Annotated in this window: 16 protein-coding genes; all 16 read right to left on the bottom strand. The window is 38.8% G+C overall.

Going from position 1 to position 16,966, the window contains the following annotated elements; all coding sequences use genetic code 11:
• Positions 1-16: 16 nt before the first annotated feature.
• Positions 17-457, bottom strand: a complete 441-nt coding sequence (gene rpiB, locus ACI6MV_RS05940) for a ribose 5-phosphate isomerase B (RefSeq protein ID WP_407269294.1) — start codon at positions 455-457, stop codon at positions 17-19.
• A gap of 23 nt (positions 458-480) precedes the next feature.
• A complete protein-coding gene (locus ACI6MV_RS05935) occupies positions 481-1,095 on the bottom strand; it encodes a low molecular weight protein arginine phosphatase (protein ID WP_407269292.1) in 615 nt (204 codons plus the stop codon).
• A 289-nt stretch (positions 1,096-1,384) separates the two neighbouring features.
• Positions 1,385-1,939 carry a manganese efflux pump MntP gene (locus ACI6MV_RS05930; protein ID WP_407269291.1) on the bottom strand — a complete coding sequence of 185 codons (555 nt, stop codon included), beginning with the start codon at positions 1,937-1,939 and terminating at the stop codon, positions 1,385-1,387.
• Between the two features lie 72 nt (positions 1,940-2,011).
• Positions 2,012-3,046 carry an L-threonylcarbamoyladenylate synthase gene (locus ACI6MV_RS05925; protein WP_407269290.1) on the bottom strand — a complete coding sequence of 345 codons (1,035 nt, stop codon included), beginning with the start codon at positions 3,044-3,046 and terminating at the stop codon, positions 2,012-2,014.
• 800 nt (positions 3,047-3,846) lie between these two features.
• Entirely contained in the window at positions 3,847-4,284 is a 438-nt protein-coding gene (locus ACI6MV_RS05920; protein ID WP_407269289.1) for a hypothetical protein, read from the bottom strand.
• Positions 4,285-4,394: 110 nt separating this feature from the next.
• Positions 4,395-5,039 (bottom strand): stage II sporulation protein R, encoded by a 645-nt coding sequence (gene spoIIR, locus ACI6MV_RS05915; RefSeq protein ID WP_407269287.1) that lies wholly within the window; start codon positions 5,037-5,039, stop codon positions 4,395-4,397.
• A gap of 703 nt (positions 5,040-5,742) precedes the next feature.
• Positions 5,743-6,603: a peptide chain release factor N(5)-glutamine methyltransferase gene (gene prmC, locus ACI6MV_RS05910; RefSeq protein ID WP_407269377.1), complete on the bottom strand. Its 861-nt coding sequence runs from the start codon at positions 6,601-6,603 to the stop codon at positions 5,743-5,745.
• Between the two features lie 13 nt (positions 6,604-6,616).
• The gene (gene prfA / locus ACI6MV_RS05905) at positions 6,617-7,687 is read right to left on the bottom strand and encodes a peptide chain release factor 1 (RefSeq protein ID WP_407269286.1); all 1,071 of its coding nucleotides are present in this window, start codon (positions 7,685-7,687) and stop codon (positions 6,617-6,619) included.
• Positions 7,688-7,800: 113 nt separating this feature from the next.
• Positions 7,801-8,190 (bottom strand): hypothetical protein, encoded by a 390-nt coding sequence (locus tag ACI6MV_RS05900; protein ID WP_407269284.1) that lies wholly within the window; start codon positions 8,188-8,190, stop codon positions 7,801-7,803.
• 165 nt (positions 8,191-8,355) lie between these two features.
• Positions 8,356-8,985: a thymidine kinase gene (locus ACI6MV_RS05895; protein WP_407269282.1), complete on the bottom strand. Its 630-nt coding sequence runs from the start codon at positions 8,983-8,985 to the stop codon at positions 8,356-8,358.
• Between the two features lie 246 nt (positions 8,986-9,231).
• Positions 9,232-9,477, bottom strand: coding sequence for a type B 50S ribosomal protein L31 (locus ACI6MV_RS05890; protein ID WP_407269280.1), 246 nt, complete (start codon positions 9,475-9,477; stop codon positions 9,232-9,234).
• Positions 9,478-9,702: 225 nt separating this feature from the next.
• Complete coding sequence (rho, locus tag ACI6MV_RS05885) at positions 9,703-10,992, bottom strand: transcription termination factor Rho (protein ID WP_407269278.1); 1,290 nt, start codon at positions 10,990-10,992, stop codon at positions 9,703-9,705.
• A 733-nt stretch (positions 10,993-11,725) separates the two neighbouring features.
• Complete coding sequence (locus ACI6MV_RS05880) at positions 11,726-13,012, bottom strand: UDP-N-acetylglucosamine 1-carboxyvinyltransferase (protein WP_407269276.1); 1,287 nt, start codon at positions 13,010-13,012, stop codon at positions 11,726-11,728.
• Positions 13,013-13,376: 364 nt separating this feature from the next.
• Positions 13,377-14,234, bottom strand: coding sequence for a class II fructose-bisphosphate aldolase (locus ACI6MV_RS05875; protein WP_407269274.1), 858 nt, complete (start codon positions 14,232-14,234; stop codon positions 13,377-13,379).
• Positions 14,235-14,503: 269 nt separating this feature from the next.
• Positions 14,504-14,863, bottom strand: a complete 360-nt coding sequence (locus ACI6MV_RS05870; RefSeq protein ID WP_407269272.1) for a response regulator — start codon at positions 14,861-14,863, stop codon at positions 14,504-14,506.
• 174 nt (positions 14,864-15,037) lie between these two features.
• Positions 15,038-16,642 carry a CTP synthase gene (locus ACI6MV_RS05865; RefSeq protein ID WP_407269269.1) on the bottom strand — a complete coding sequence of 535 codons (1,605 nt, stop codon included), beginning with the start codon at positions 16,640-16,642 and terminating at the stop codon, positions 15,038-15,040.
• Positions 16,643-16,966 lie beyond the last annotated feature (324 nt).

Raw genomic sequence — 16,966 nt, 5'->3', positions numbered from 1 at the left:
CTCGTTTATTGCAAACTTATTTGTTTTCATATTCTGTTACTTTACCGATTCGATTGGCATGTCGGCCTCCTTGAAAATCAGTTCCTAGCCATGTTTTCACGATTTCAATAGCAAGTCCTGGGCCAATTACACGTTCACCCATCGTAATCATATTTGAATCGTTGTGCTCTCTTGTTGCTTTTGCACTAAATACGTCATGGACAAGCGCAGCACGAATGCCTTTTACTTTGTTAGCAGCAATCGACATACCAATTCCAGTTCCGCAAATTAAAATGCCTTTATCATATTCACCACTTGCAACAAGCTCTGCTGCCGGAATGCCATAATCAGGATAATCAACAGAGTCCTCACAATCACATCCAATATCTTTATAATCGATCTGCATCTCTTCTAATAATGCAGCGATTTCTTTTCGCAAACTCACTCCACCGTGATCTGATGCTAATACTACACGCATACTCCCACTCCTTTTCCATTTACTTAACTACTTTCATTGTCTAACTTTTTCACTAATAGTTCAATATATTGATCAATTTCCTGTAAAGTTTTTTTGTAAACTGTTAATTCACTTCCAAATGGATCTGATACATCATAATTAGGAAGCTGTGCTTCTAGCATTTGAATGTGGTTAATTTCGTCTCGTAAATGATTATGCAATGCACGATCCAGTTGAAACGTTGGTAAGTCTTTTCCTTGTTCGTTCATAAATGCGGCACGTTTATTTTCAAGTTCCATGTGTGCTTGCTTCAGTGTTTTCCAAATCCCTTGCAGATCGTCATCGAGGTATTCTTTTAACGTGTACACTTTATCATATGACGAGGGAAAGCTTTGCATCAAGGTCTGTTTATGTTGTGTTGTCATCGTCAAAACAAGATCCGCCCAATCCAGGAGCTGTTCAGTTACAGGCTGTGATTGGTGATTGATTGTAATATTCTTTTCCTGAAGTGCTTGCGTCGTCCCCACAGAGGCAGCCCCTCCTGCATGAGCAAAAATCCCTGCAGACTTCACTTCCACATGTGGTGCATGATTCTTTAACAATGCTTCTGCCATCGGACTGCGACATGTATTACCGGTACATACGAATAAAACCTTCATGATTTACCTCCAAACATAAACTGTCTATTTGTCCAAAACTATAGCATATTATATACATATCCACAAAAAGAAGAACTGCCCCAGCCAGCTTTGACGGGAACAGTTCTCCTACTTATCAATATTATTATAGTGCTTGTTCAAAAAGTTCCGTTTTTAGGACCGGAGCCGTAGGCAGAACCTACGTGAGGACCGAATTTTTCAGCTGCATCCAATTTTCGATGTCGATCGGCTACTTGAGTAATTAGTGTGATCGGAATGGGACTTTTTGAACAACCTCTTATAAATACTGTTAACCGAATATTATTCGTAACCCAAACACACAAAGGATTACTCCACCGAGCAACTCACTATATACACCTAATAAACCCCGAGCTCTTTTCCCTAACAACAGGCCAGTCCAAGTTAATAGTGTACTTGCAATTCCAAAGAACAATAAGGCCACGAATGTTTTTCCACCAGACATCCCAAGACTAATCCCAACCGGAAAACTATCCAAACTAACGCTTAATGAGAATAAGAAAAGTCCTATACCAACAGGGCTGAAGGAAGGTTCCTCACTAAAATGAAATGAATTAAATACCATATGGGCACCTAATCCAAATAGCAACAATCCTCCTCCCAAAACAGCGAAGCCTTCTAACTGTGAAGAAATAAACTGGCCTAGTACGATACCAATAAACGGCATTGCTATATGAAAAATCCCCACACTTAATCCGACGATAAAAATCCGTTTCAATCTTAATTGCTGCATTCCCATTGCTAAGCCTACGGAAAAGGCATCCAATCCTAAAGCAATCGACATTAAGGTAAGTGATAATATTTCCCCTGAATTCACAAATGGCATCCGGTATAATCCCCTCTCTGGACATGCTAGTCCAATATATGCGAGAGAGAATCAAAATATGTAGATTGCCAGTTATTGTTTAATAATGGAAGTTGCTGCTTTCGTTAACCGATTCATAATTGCTTGTCCTATGCCTGTTTGTGGAAATGTCTCACAGAAAATAATATCCACGTCCGACTTATGAAAAGCTCTTAACGCATCATACAAATGTACAGCAACTTCGCTTAAATTTTGACGTGATCCACAGACCCTAACATGATCCGCACTTACAAACTGAGCTAGTTCATTACTGATGATAGCACCAACTTTATTTCCCTGCTTTTTAGCCTTATCTATTTCCGACTGCATAAAAACCTCGTCACCATCGATTAGCCATAAAGGCACTTCCGGTTGATAATGATTATATTTCATGCCTGGTGACTTCGGCTGAAGCTGCCCCTCTAGTAGCGCAGGGTCAACATTCACCGCACCAACCACTTGCTCCAGCTGTTCCAATGTAATGCCGCCAGGGCGTAAAATAGTCGGTACCTCAGACGTACAATCGACAACCGTTGACTCGACACCAACCCCCGTTGGTCCAGCATCAAGGATTCCTGCAATTCTACCATCTAAATCGTTGTGAACGTGCGCGGCAGTGGTCGGACTTGGTCTTCCTGAGCGATTAGCACTTGGAGCCGCAAGCGGAAGCTGAGTCGCTTTCAAAAGCGCTTGTGCAACAGGATGATCCGGAATGCGAATCGCGATGGTTGACAATCCAGCCGTAACTGTTTGTGCGATTGTTCCATTACTAGGTAAAATAATCGTAAGTGGACCAGGCATAAACGCTTCAATTAATTGCTTGGCCACCTCCGGAATTGTAGTCACATAGTGATTGATTTGCTCCGCGTTTGCCACGTGAACAATTAGCGGATTATCAGAAGGACGACCCTTCGCTTCAAAAATCTTACTTACTGCACGCTCGTTCGACGCATTCGCGCCCAATCCGTACACCGTTTCTGTTGGGAAGGCAATAACCTGTTCTTTTTGCAACAGTTCCGCAGCCTCAAGAATCGCAGGATGCTCTGTTGATATTGATAAGTCTACCTTCCATTGCTTTGTTGTTTGCACCTTGGTTATTCTCCTTTTGTATGAATTAAACGATCAAATTAAGCTAATATCCACATTATGATAGCAATCCCATTGCATAGCAAGCAACAAAAAATAAATCGTAAAGCGTTGGTTCTAGACACCGCATCAATCACTTTTTAAAAACTCCTTACTCGTCTAATCAAGAGAGTTTTTCCTACAATATATATCCACAATGAAACCCACTGCAGAAATACTTATCAACAGATAAAACGATTTCATCCACAAAATACCCACTTTATTCACAGGTTGTTGTTAGTTATCCACTTCAATGTTACTACTATGCACAAATTGTCCACACAAATCCCCTCTTTGCAAGTTTCTTATTCCACAAGTTTCTGTTCTCTATCGAATGGCGATGTATAATAAATGCAAACCTTCTAGTAAATCGCCAGAAGCATTGATATAGATATAAATGCAATGGGAATCGCCATACTTTTCCTAAAGATTGTTCCAGATAACGAACTCAAAAAGGGATATGAGTAATCCGGCTAAATTTGTAATCATACAATAGAAATATCATGGTTATTGGAATTTACTACTTCCATGCCTTTAATGGACTATCACAACCAAGTGAACCCGATTGCCGGTCGCACAAAAGAATCCTCACTCGTCTAAACAAGAGAGGATTCTTCCAATATATTTATGCACAACTTTATCCACAACACAATCATTTATCCACAATTAAAGCGATTTCATCCACAAAAACACCACTTTATACACAGTCTATTCCAAGTTATCCACTTCTAAATAACTTCTATACACATTTTTTCCACACTACTCTATTTTAAACCATTTATTTGATACCTCTTTGCCAGCGGCTTGTTCCACCAGTTTCCGTTCTCTATCGAAACATCAACATCAAATGGCGAGGTTTTTAATTTAGAAAATTGTAAAGCTTCCAATAAAGCGTCTAATGCAGTGATATGGCTATAAACGTAAATGTGATCGCCATACTTTTCTTGCGCCAACGTGATCGCTGCTTCGATAATTGCTAACGGCAGTGATGTTGGTGCTTTATCCTTTATGTATAGTCTTTTCAGCCAATAAGACTGTTCTGCAACTGGCGATAAAGCAAAAAAAGCTTGGTTTTTCCCTTGAAACTCAATAACATACCCATATTCTAGTAACGTTTGTTTACCGTCTAATTGCTCCCATTTGTCTTCAAAAAATAATTCCAGCTGTTCTACTCCTAATTCGACTGCAGGTACAATTCGCAATTTCTACACTCCCTATCTTGTTATTCCCAATCAATTCCGCCTGAATTGTGGATAAACTATTAATATAGCTATTACTATATCTATGAATGATAGGGAGAAATATGCTAGATTTAACTAAACCAACTTAGAAAGAAAAACTTCACTTCCACTTCTTCTTCTTCATCTTCTTCTAAAGGATTACTATCCGCCATTGTGTTCTGTTGTTGTTCGTCGGATTGCTGTTCCTCTTCTTGTTCCGCTACACTCGTTCCACTAGAGAAATCCAAGAAACATAACGGCGGAAATAATACACACCACCAATTTGCTCCTTTCCCCTCACCCAGAGAAATCAATATCGCTTCATAATCTCCAGCAGGATAAATATACGTATCGTAAATTTTTGTCGGGAAGCTAATATCGGAGTCATATTCCACCTGATAGGACTGCTCAACTCCACGATCCTCTAATTCTTCCGCTACGATTTGCTCTATTTCCGGCAATTTATCTTGAATTAATTGTCTCGCATTTTCAATATCAGTAATATCTCTTACCCAGGTATTGATTTCCGCGTTCACGCTGTCACGAATCGAACGTTTTAATTGCTGATCCCTTTCTGAATCACTATTTGCCAAAATCCGTAAACGAATCGCCTCATCAGGGATTACTTGATAGACAGAAGCCTCTGATTCTGATTGTTCCCCTATTCCTAGCCCTTGAACTGGGAATGCCGTAAAAAATAAAATAAATAATATAAGTAAAATTCCAAGCTTTTTCATGCTTCCTGCCCCTCTCAATTTCTTGTTGTCCTTATTATCGACAGGAATCAAATCTTTTAAACTGTTAATCTATTATTTTTTTTAATTCCTGGATTAATTGTCCAGATATTTAAATGGCATTTTACTTAGATGTTTGATTTAACTTCATAGTTGAAGTGAAATGCGACGTAACGTAAAAATAAAGGTGCGTGCTTTGACACCGTTCCGTCAGAATACTTCGCTTTCCGCGGGGAGCGACGAGCCTCCTCGAACTCATGTTTGCGGGGTCTCGTCCCTGCTCTTTTTTCCCGCAGGAGTCGAAGTATTCTGCCTCCACTGGCATATGTTTTCTAATGGTAGGTAGTGCATTAAAAGAAGAAATTCCTAAGTCAGCGGAGGAAATCCACTTCGACTCCTCGAAAATAGAACCCAATTTTCTTCGTGCGATGTATCGCTGTCGTAGCTTTCCTTGTCCTGCGGGACTAGTGGCGAAAGTGAGACCCCACAGGAGCGAAGCGACGAGGAGGCTCACTAGCCCCCGCGGAAAGCGAAGGGGATTTCCGGAGCGGTGCAAGCACTCCCCAAGTTACGACGAAGTTTAGCTATTTCGCTCATAAACAACATACTGTTAGAAAACAGCTCTCAAATAAGTATTGTTAATAAACTGTGGATATGTCACTTGAATAATGTGGATAACCATGGGGATAACTCCGCTGTTGGTGTATTAAACAGCGGAAATGGTAGCAAAAACCATGCGATCTTTACCATTAATATCTTTACGTACTTCTACCTCACTTCGTGGAAAGTACTGCTGAATCAATTCACGGACCTGGCCACCTTGCTGGTAACCAATTTCAAAGGCAAGTAGGGCTTGGTCTGCGACAACATTTTTTGCTTGAGACAGGATAGCTTGATAAGCTGCCAAACCGTTACTATCAGCGAATAGTGCCAACGCGGGATCATAATTTTTGACCGTATCTTGAAGCGAGTCTTTCTCCGAAAAAGCAATGTAAGGCGGGTTTGAAACGATCACATCAAACTGCTTATCCTTAGTCAATAACGGTTGTAAAAAGTCACCTTGCACGAATGTAATTCTTGCACCCAGATGCTCTGCATTTTGCTTCGCCACAAGAAGAGCTGCCGGCGAAATGTCAGTTGCCCACATATCCACAGACGAGCATTCTAATTTTATCGTCGTAGAGATAATTCCACTACCTGTACCAACATCTACAATCCGGAGTTGTTGTTCCGAATCCATTTGATCGATATAATCGAGCACAGCTTGGACAAGCTCTTCGGTTTCCGGACGCGGGATCAAAACATTTTTATTTACTACAAAATCACGACCATAAAATGACTCACTGCCGATTTGGTGCTGAACCGGGATCCCGGTAGTTGCATGTGCCATCACATCATGTTCAAAAGCCCGCTGCTGTTCAGCGGAAATTTGCTCACGCATTGAGCTGATCAACTGAGATTTAGTCATATCAAGATGATGTAGTAATAGCAACTCACCCACTCGTGATTCTCGCTTATGGTTTTCTAAAAAAGAAGAAGCCCAAGCGAGGGCTTCATGTATTCTCATTTGCTTTTCCATGTTATTCACCAATTTGCTCAATTTTTTTCGTTTGTTCTTCAATAAGTAAGGCATCGATTACTTCTGAGAGCTTTCCTTCAAGAATTTGATCGAGTTTTTGAATGGTTAATCCAATCCGGTGATCTGTCACGCGGTTTTGCGGAAAATTGTACGTGCGAATCCGTTCGGAACGGTCACCTGTTCCAACTGCCGATTTTCGCGTTTGATCGTATTCTGCTTGTGCTTCTTGCTGAAATTTATCATAAATGCGTGCACGAAGGATTTTCATCGCTTTTTCTTTGTTCTTAATCTGTGATTTCTCATCTTGCATTGATACGACAATGCCAGTCGGTATGTGCGTTAAGCGGACAGCAGACATCGTTGTGTTAACACTTTGCCCACCGGGTCCACTTGATGTGAAAGTGTCTACACGAATATCTTTGTCATGAATGTCAATTTCAACCTCTTCAGCTTCAGGCATAACCACGACGGTTGCTGTTGACGTATGAATTCTACCCCCAGATTCTGTCTCTGGCACGCGTTGTACCCGGTGGGCACCGTTTTCATATTTTAACTTGGAATAAGCACCTTTACCGTTAATCATAAAGATAATCTCTTTATAACCACCAACACCAGTTGAATTCGTTTCCATCACATCTATTTTCCAGCCTTCTGACTCTGCATAACGAGAGTACATACGGTATAAATCACCTGCAAACAAGGCAGCTTCATCACCACCAGCTGCACCCCGCACTTCCATAATTACGTTCTTATCATCATTAGGATCCTTCGGTAATAACAGAATCGTCATCTGCTCTTCTATCTCTTCTTTTTTTATGTTTAGTTCACTGATCTCAGACTTGGTCATTTCATACATTTCACTATCCAAGTCTTCCTCAAGCATCGCTTTTGCTCCATCTAATTCGGAACTAACATCTTTATATTCGCGATACGCTTGCACGATATCACCTAAGTCAGATTGCTCTTTTGAGTATTCTCTCAATTTTTTGTTATCGTTAATAATCTCGGGATCACTTAACAGTTCATTTAATTTCTCGTAACGAGCTTCTAATGTTTCTAATCTATCTAACAACTGCTCCACCTCTTTCTCCTACAGCCCAATCCGTTACAATTTATCGTTAACATTAACTATCATTATATTACAGGGGCATTTGCCAGTCAAAAATAGCTTGAACCCATTCACTTTTAATTCACTTGGACTTTAATTTGATCATACGGAATTACCATTCTAATTGCTGAAGCGATTTCCGCTTGCCAGTCAAGTTTATCTGTTTTAGTTAATGCGCGATCGACCGTTACTGTTACAAAAACAGTTATCTGTTCAAACGTAACCTCATCAACTGTTACACCAGGCATGCGCTCGACAGCATATTGGATCGATTGTCTATCAGATTTAACATTACGCTTATCTCCTAGTTCATCTATTCCATTCGGACCAGGATTATGTAAACGCAAATAGTCTTCGTTTGTCGTTTCCTGAGCATCTATACTTAAGCGCTGTTCCTGCATAGATGTTCCGTCATCTTGGCATCCAATTAAAAGTACAAGTGATAAGAACAGGAGTACGTTACGCATTACGTGCACCTCATTAACCATTTTGCTAATAGGCTACCCGTTGTTAGCACGTATTATAATTATGAATTTGCAAAAATAAAACAGGTTTCATAACTTAGCCTGACATGAAGGTTATCCGTGATGTATATTTCTATATTAAAAATAAAGCTGCCATATGGCAGCAAATTAGTTCGACGTATTAGAAGCAGCGGATACAGCAATATCGACGTGTTGCTTCGGTTTGTTCGGGACCTCATGGTGATGGCGGCATCTTGGTTCATACGACTCTGATGCACCAACCAAAATGATTGGATCATCATAGGAGGCAGGTTCGCCATCAATTAATCTTTGGGTTCGGCTTGCTGGTGAGCCACACACGGGGCAAATGGCGTTTAACTTAGTAACTATTTCGCTTAGTGCCATTAAAGCCGGCATCGGACCAAACGGTTCTCCGCGGAAATCAGTGTCCAAGCCCGCAACGATGACGCGATATCCACGATTAGCAAGCTCGTCTACTATTTCAACAATTTGTTCATCAAAAAATTGTATTTCATCGATACCAATAACATCGATGTTTTCATCAATATAATTAAGAATATCTGCTGAACTGTCCACTGGTCTAGCTAAAATGGATGTACCGTTATGAGAGACAACCGATTCTTCTGCATATCGATTGTCGATTGCTGGTTTAAATACTCTTACAGATAAATTACCAAAAGTTGCTCGACGTACTCGACGAATGAGCTCTTCTGATTTACCGGAAAACATACTACCACATATTAATTCAACCCAACCAGATTGCTTCATTATGTACACGTCTCGGTTCTCCCCTTCCGTTATCAATGATACTTTATTTATTTTATTATTTCCCTAAACAGAAATATCTTTACGTATATTAAAAGTAAAAAAACAGGCAAAAGTTAGACAATTTGCCTGTTTTCTATAAAAATCGTTATTATCGATCTAGCTCCGACTTCCGACTTCTCGCTGAGATAAGCGATTCACCACAAGTGATGAATTGCTTATTCAGTCAGAGTTAAACGGTCGTCTCTGCTTTGTAAATTAAGATAAGTTGTATTTCTTCTTGAATCGGTCTACACGGCCGCCAGCTTTGTCAGCTTTTTGTTTACCAGTGTAGAACGGGTGAGATGCTGAGCTGATTTCCAAACGAATCAATGGGTATGTGTTTCCGTCTTCCCACTCAATTGTTTCGCTTGATGATTTTGTAGAACCGCTTAGAAATTTGAAATCAGAACTCGTATCTAAGAATACTACTTTTCTGTAATCCGGATGAATTGCTTCTTTCATGTCTTTCCACTCCTTTTGCCCTGAATCCTGAGGAAACAGAGTTAATATATATCTACAGTAATACTGTAGCATTAGAAATTAAAATTACCTTCACGCACTTATAGAGGTTGTTCAAAAAGGTGCCAGGAATATTAATTTTTCTAAAACTCACACAGAAAGATTATAACAGTGTCAAAATTCGATTGCAAGCGCATGTTGCTTTATTTTCTATTTGGAAATTAAATCCTACTGCGAATTACTCGTCATTCCTTTGCGCTTCATCTCATCTTCTAACATTTGTAAAAATTCTTCGTTGTTTTTCGTAGATTTTAGTTTTTTCAGGAAACGCTCCAAGAAGTCTGGTGAATCTTGCATTGTCTTTCTTATCTTCCATACTTTTTCTAGATGTGACTTAGGAAGTAACAGCTCTTCTTTTCTTGTACTTGAACGAAGGATATCGATCGCTGGGAATATTCTACGTTGTGCTAAGTTACGGTCTAGGTGTAATTCCATGTTACCTGTACCTTTAAATTCTTCATAGATTACATCATCCATACGAGATCCAGTTTCCACAAGTGCAGTCGCTAGAATCGTCATGCTACCGCCTTCTTCGATATTTCGAGCAGCTCCAAAAAATCGCTTTGGTCTATGAAATGCAGCTGGGTCAATACCACCTGATAACGTACGACCACTTGGCGGGATCACAAGGTTATAAGCACGTGCTAATCTTGTTATACTATCCATAAGGATGATGACGTCTTTTTTGTGTTCAACGAGACGCATTGCCCGCTCTAATACTAGCTCGGAAACCTTAATATGATTTTCCGGTACTTCATCAAATGTCGAGCTAACTACATCTACACCTGGATGAACAGAACGCTCAATATCCGTTACCTCTTCCGGGCGCTCATCTACAAGCAAAATAATCAGCTTTGCGTCAGGATGATTGGTTGAGATACTGTTAGCAATTTGTGTAAGCAACATCGTCTTACCCGCTTTTGGAGGAGCAACGATTAGTCCACGTTGTCCGTAACCGACTGGCGTTAAGAAATCGATAATTCTAGTTGATAATTTTCTCGTTTCTGTTTCTAGGTTCATTAAACGATCAGGATAGAGCGGTGTAAGCGCAGGAAAGTGAACACGTTCCTTTGCTATTTCTGGATTTTCTCCATTTACAGCATCAACATGCAACAAACCGTAGTAACGCTCGTTCTCTTTTGGAGGACGTACTTTTCCAGACACTTTGTCACCATTTCTTAAATCAAAACGGCGAATCTGGGAAGCAGATATGTAAATGTCCTCTGAACTTGGAGAATAGTTAATCGGTCGTAAGAATCCAAAACCTTCCGATGGAATAATTTCAAGAATCCCGTCCATAAATAAGAAACCATCTTTTTCTGCTTGTGCTTTAAGAATAGAAAAAATCAATTCTCGTTTTGTTAATTTCGCATAATAGGAAACTTTATACTCTTTTGCTCTTTCATACAATTCCTTTAATGTTAGCGTCTCTAATTGAGAAATACTCAATTCAGCCATACAATCACCACACCTAAACAATATAATATTTTTTATAGCTAATAAATTATTTACTTAAACCAAGTTGTTCATGAATAAAGTAATTGCAATCAATATTGAAATCACGAACACTAGGCACTACTTCCAACCTAATTTAATGAACTGAGTTAATGAACCAATAATTAAAATACGTTGGAGTACGCGTAAACCACGCTTATACACGAAGGCTTTTAACTGCAGCAGAAAAAATGTAGAGATTATAAAACTATCTTAATTCCATTTGGAAATAAGAAGTTAATTATTTTATTTTTGGGTAAATGCAATTCCTGTGTTGGAAGTCTTTTGAGTAGCTTTCAGAATTATTACGTGTATAAGAAGAAGTTCTAAGTAGTAGGAATGTGTGTCTATTATATACAAGTTTTAACTTTAAGAAAACTAACCAAGCAGAATTAAGAAGGAAAGCATAAAAATAGAATAGAAGTTTATATATTACTTTAATAGAATTCCCACAATACCATTTTTCTAAACCTATTCAATATTACCGTTAAAATGACGATTAATCAACTCTATTTTTGAATTATTAACTTAGTTCATTTGATAATAATGCTTTTTACCATCTTCATATAGTTGAATAAACCCGGTTCTAAACTATGTTGAGATGTATTTAGCTGTATAAGGTATTTTTAAACTGATTTCATGCAGTTTATGATGGAAGGATATGGAGAGTCAATAATATTAACTCTCCTTCAAACATTTATGAATTTTGAAATTGTTCAATTTCTTCTTCCGTCATCTCTTCTCGCCAAATCTTTGCCCCTAAGCTGATCATCTTGTCCGTTAATTGCTCGTAACCACGGTCAATGTGTTCTAAACCAGTAATTTCAGTTATTCCATCAGCCATTAGTCCCGCTACAATAAGTGCTGCACCAGCTCTCAAGTCACTCGCTTTTACTTTGGCACCTTCTAGCTGCACTGGACCTGATACAATGGCAGAGCTTCCTTCTACTTTGATCTGTGCATTCATTCGACGTAGCTCATCTATATGTTTAAATCGGGCTTGGTAAATCGTATCAGTAACCACACCAGTCCCTGTTGCTTTCGTTAATAACGAGGTTAATGGCTGCTGCAAATCGGTCGGAAAACCAGGGTACACCAGCGTCTTTATATCGACACTACTTAGCTGTTTTCCCGGTTGAATGAGTAGCTGCTCATCACCTTCTTCGATGACGACACCCATCTCGCGAAGTTTAGCAAGTAAGGACTCTAAATGTTGCGGAATAACATTATCGATTAAAACCTTTTCGCCTTGCGCAGCCGCCATAATCATGTACGTACCTGCTTCTATACGATCAGGAATAATAGTATGCATACAACCCGATAAGGTTTCACAACCTTCAATTCGAATAACATCTGTTCCTGCACCTTTTATTTTTGCACCCATGCTCGTTAACAAGGTTGCAACATCAATAATTTCCGGTTCTTTTGCTGCATTCTCTATAACCGTTTTGCCTTTTGCCTTTACGGCAGCTAACATGATATTAATTGTTGCACCAACACTAACGACATCTAAATATATACGTGCACCTCTAAGTTCTTCGGCACGTAAATAAATAGCGCCTTGTTCATTGGTAACTTTTGCACCAAGCGCTTCAAAGCCTTTAATATGTTGATCTATTGGTCTTGGCCCAAGATGACAGCCACCAGGTAACCCGATAACCGCTTTTTTAAACCGACCAAGCATCGCACCCATAAAATAGTAGGAAGCACGTAACTTCTTAACTTTTCCATTAGGAAGCGGCATGGAGATTATATCTGTTGGGTCAATGTGAATTGTATTTCCTTTCCATGTGACACCACCACCAATCTCTTCTAGCAAATCCCCTAAAATACCCACATCAGAAATGGATGGTAATCCTTCGATGATCACTTTAGAGTCGGCTAGAATAGCTGCCGGTATCAAAGCTACGGCACTATTTTTCGCGCCACTTATTCTTACTTTTCCGTTTAACTTATGGCCACCTTCAACAAGTATCTTTTGCATATGGAACTCCTCACTTTTAAGGTTGTCATCTTTTAGACAAGGCTAACGCACCTAAGATTCTTTTTCCACCTTAAAAGGTAATCCAGATACTCCTTAGCAGCGTTATTCAATCAGTCTTCTTTATCGATCTAATCATTAAAGCTTCAATACCTTGTCTCATTATTAATTGAGAAACAACATTAGTTTGCACAATTTTACCAAAACCATACGGAATATTAGCAACAATTTTTATTCGAATAAAAGAATTTGACTTTATTGATAAACATATTATAAACATTCTGCGTATAGGATAAAAGGAAACTGCCCTAGGACAGCTTCCTTTCAATGGTATTATCGTAAAGAATCAATTCAAATATTGAGTAAATTAAGCTTGGTTAGAAGAACCGAATTCACGCATTTTGCCAATTACTGTAGCTTTAATTGCATCGCGTCCTGGTCCTAAGTATTTACGAGGGTCTATCATTTCAGGATTCGCAGTCAATACTTCACGAACGACCTTCGTTTGTTGAATTTGGTTTTCTGTATTCACATTGATTTTAGATGTTCCGTAAGAAATCGCACGCTTAATATCAGCTGTTGGAATTCCAGTACCACCATGAAGAACAAGTGGAACACTAGCAGCCGAACCGATTTCTTCCATTTCTTTAAATCCAAGGTTTGGTTCACCTTTGTATGGTCCGTGTACAGAACCTAGTGCTGGAGCTAAGCAGTCAATACCTGTGCGCTCAACAAGTTCTTTACATTCAGCTGGATCTGCGTAAATTACGCCATCAGCGATTACATCATCTTCTTGTCCACCAACAACACCTAATTCAGCTTCAACAGATACACCATGGAAGTGAGCTAACTCAACAACTTTAGATGATACTGCTACGTTATCTTCAAACGATCCGTGAGAAGCATCAATCATTACTGAAGTGAATCCAGCATGAATTGCTTTCGCACATGCTTCAAAGCTAGAACCGTGATCCAAGTGAATTGCAACTGGCACTGTTGTACCTTGTGCTTCCATAGTAGCTTTAACCATCGCAACTACAACACCGAAGCCACCCATATATTTTCCTGCACCTTCAGATACCCCAAGAATAACTGGAGATTTTTCTTCTTCAGCCGCTTGAAGAATTGCTTGTACATATTCTAAGTTATTAAGATTGAATTGACCAACCGCATAGCTCTTTGATTTTGCAGTTTCTAACATTTCTTTCATTGATACTAATGGCATAATAATTCCTCCTTATTTATATATGTAACTTATTTTAAGTGTTACCAGTCAATTTATTTTTGATTGGATACAATAATAGAATACCAACTACAATGTAAAGGTGCAACTAGACAAATCATATACCTTCATGTATTTATTCCATTTTTGTGAAATAAGGAACAAATACTTTACACCTCAGAACTTCATACACCAGAAAACTCCTCTCTTTTAGAGAGGCTTAATATAGCTTTTTCAATTTCTTATGGAAATATGTATTTTCTTTGAACAATCTACCCTAACAGTCGATTGATCTGTGTTCGCGCTACGTCTATATCGAAGGGTTTTGCAAAAATATATTGGACTGATTGCATTTTTTCTGCTTTTTCTGCAATTTCATCAGCCAAACCACTCATTAAAATTGTCGGAATAAAAATTCCAGTTTCTTCTAACTGACTAATTAACCGAAATCCATCAATAATTGGCAACTTGTAATCAACAATGAGTAAATCTGGAAACTCCTTCTCAATCATATCTAATGCTTCTTTACCATTCCCCGCTATAATTGCCTGGTGACCCGTACTTTTCACTATTTCTTCCAACAATAACTGAATACCCAACTGGTCGTCGACAATCATTACCTTTTTCCCCATTTGACTCAACCCCTCCCCCTACTATCAAGTACTTGTTATATTACAAATTCTAGAGGAATACTATGTTTTCCTGCATTAATTCGAATAAAAAGTAACAAAAGTAAGAAAAAGTAAAAAAGGTTTATGAAACTATACAAACTCTTGTCATCAGAATGACAAGAGTTTGTAAATAAGTTACCTAACGTAATCGTTAGATGCGCCAATAAAACCATAAAATAGACGTTGTGGTCTTGTTGGTCTGGATTTAAATTCAGGGTGGAATTGACACGCTACAAACCAAGGATGATCACTTAGCTCAACTGTCTCAATTAAACGACCATCTGGGCTTGTCCCTGAGAATACAAAACCACTTTGCTCCATCTGATCACGAAATTGGTTATTAAACTCATAGCGGTGACGATGACGTTCGTAAACAACATCTTCATCGTTGTAAGCTTCACGTGTTTTTGTACCTTCTTTTAATCTACAAGGGTATACACCTAAACGTAATGTTCCACCTAAGTCAGATATATCCTTTTGTTCTGGAAGTAAATCAATAATCGGATACGGTGTATTGGGATCGATTTCTGCTGAATGCGCATCAGCTAAACCAACAACGTTACGTGCATATTCTACAGTTGCCAGTTGCATACCTAAACAGATACCCAGAAATGGAATTTGTTGCTCTCTAACATATCGGATTGCTTCGATTTTCCCTTCAATACCTCTGTCACCAAATCCGCCTGGTACCAAAACACCATCTACACCTTTAAGTAATTCTTTAACATTGCTTTCGTTAACCTCTTCTGCATTAATCCAACGGATGTCAATGTCAGCATTATAGGCATAACCGGCATGCTTTAAAGATTCTACGACAGAGATGTAGGCATCTGGTAATTCTACATACTTTCCAACTAATCCGATTGTAATTACTTTAGACAAATTACGAACTCTGTCCACTAGTTCATTCCATTCCGTCATATCTGCTTTCCCACAGTCAAGTCCAAAATGTTCACATGTTAATTGATCGAGATTTTGTTCTTGTAATGATAGTGGAACATGATATAACGTCTCTGCATCTGCCATTTCAATAACTGCTTTTTCATTTATATCACAGAAGAGCGCAATTTTTTCCTTCATATCTTGACTGATTTCCATTTCTGTACGAAGAACAATTGCATCAGGTTGTATACCTAATGAACGAAGCTCTTTAACACTATGCTGCGTCGGTTTTGTTTTTAATTCACCAGCCGCTTTAATGTATGGTACAAGTGTACAATGTATATACATGACATTATCTTTACCTATGTCACTTTTGATCTGACGAATAGCTTCAAGGAATGGAAGTGATTCAATATCACCAACGGTTCCTCCAATTTCGGTTATGACAACATCTGCATTCGTTTGCTGGCCGGCACGAAATACCTTGTCTTTAATTTCATTTGTAATATGAGGAATTACTTGTACAGTTCCACCTAAATAATCGCCACGACGTTCTTTCTTAATGACCGTGGAGTATATTTTTCCTGTTGTTATGTTGCTAAACTTGTTAAGGTTAATATCAATAAAACGTTCATAATGGCCAAGATCCAAGTCAGTTTCCGCACCATCCTCAGTGACAAAAACTTCACCATGTTGGTATGGACTCATTGTTCCTGGATCGACGTTAATGTATGGATCAAATTTTTGGATTGTTACTTTCAAACCTCTATTTTTAAGTAATCTCCCTAAAGCAGCTGCTGTAATCCCTTTACCAATGGAAGAAACAACGCCTCCAGTTACAAAAATGTACTTCGTCACCCTTATCCCTCTTTCTGTGATTTATATAGACTGTCCATTTGTAATGATCAGTTAATGGAATCTTGTTCAACGGTAAAAATGTTTGATACGATGTCTAGCACCAGTGTGTTCTCTAAGTGCCAAGCAGGGGTAAATACTAAGGAAAGCTCTTTAGAATAAGCTTCACAAGATCATGTAAAATTCTTGTGTTTATTGTTATCATTTGGGGAAAGTTTATTTATCTTTTGATGATTGTGCCATTCCTATTATAATTTGTCATATTTTTAGTAATAGACATTGGACATAAAAATAAAAAGCGCCCCCCAAATCTACTGGGGGAACGCT

The organism is Radiobacillus sp. PE A8.2, assembly GCF_045635475.1.
Taxonomy (GTDB): Bacteria; Bacillota; Bacilli; order Bacillales; family Amphibacillaceae; genus JBJGXI01.
The sequence above is the reverse complement of the archived record's forward strand: the minus strand, read 5'-3'. Positions and strand labels throughout refer to the sequence as shown.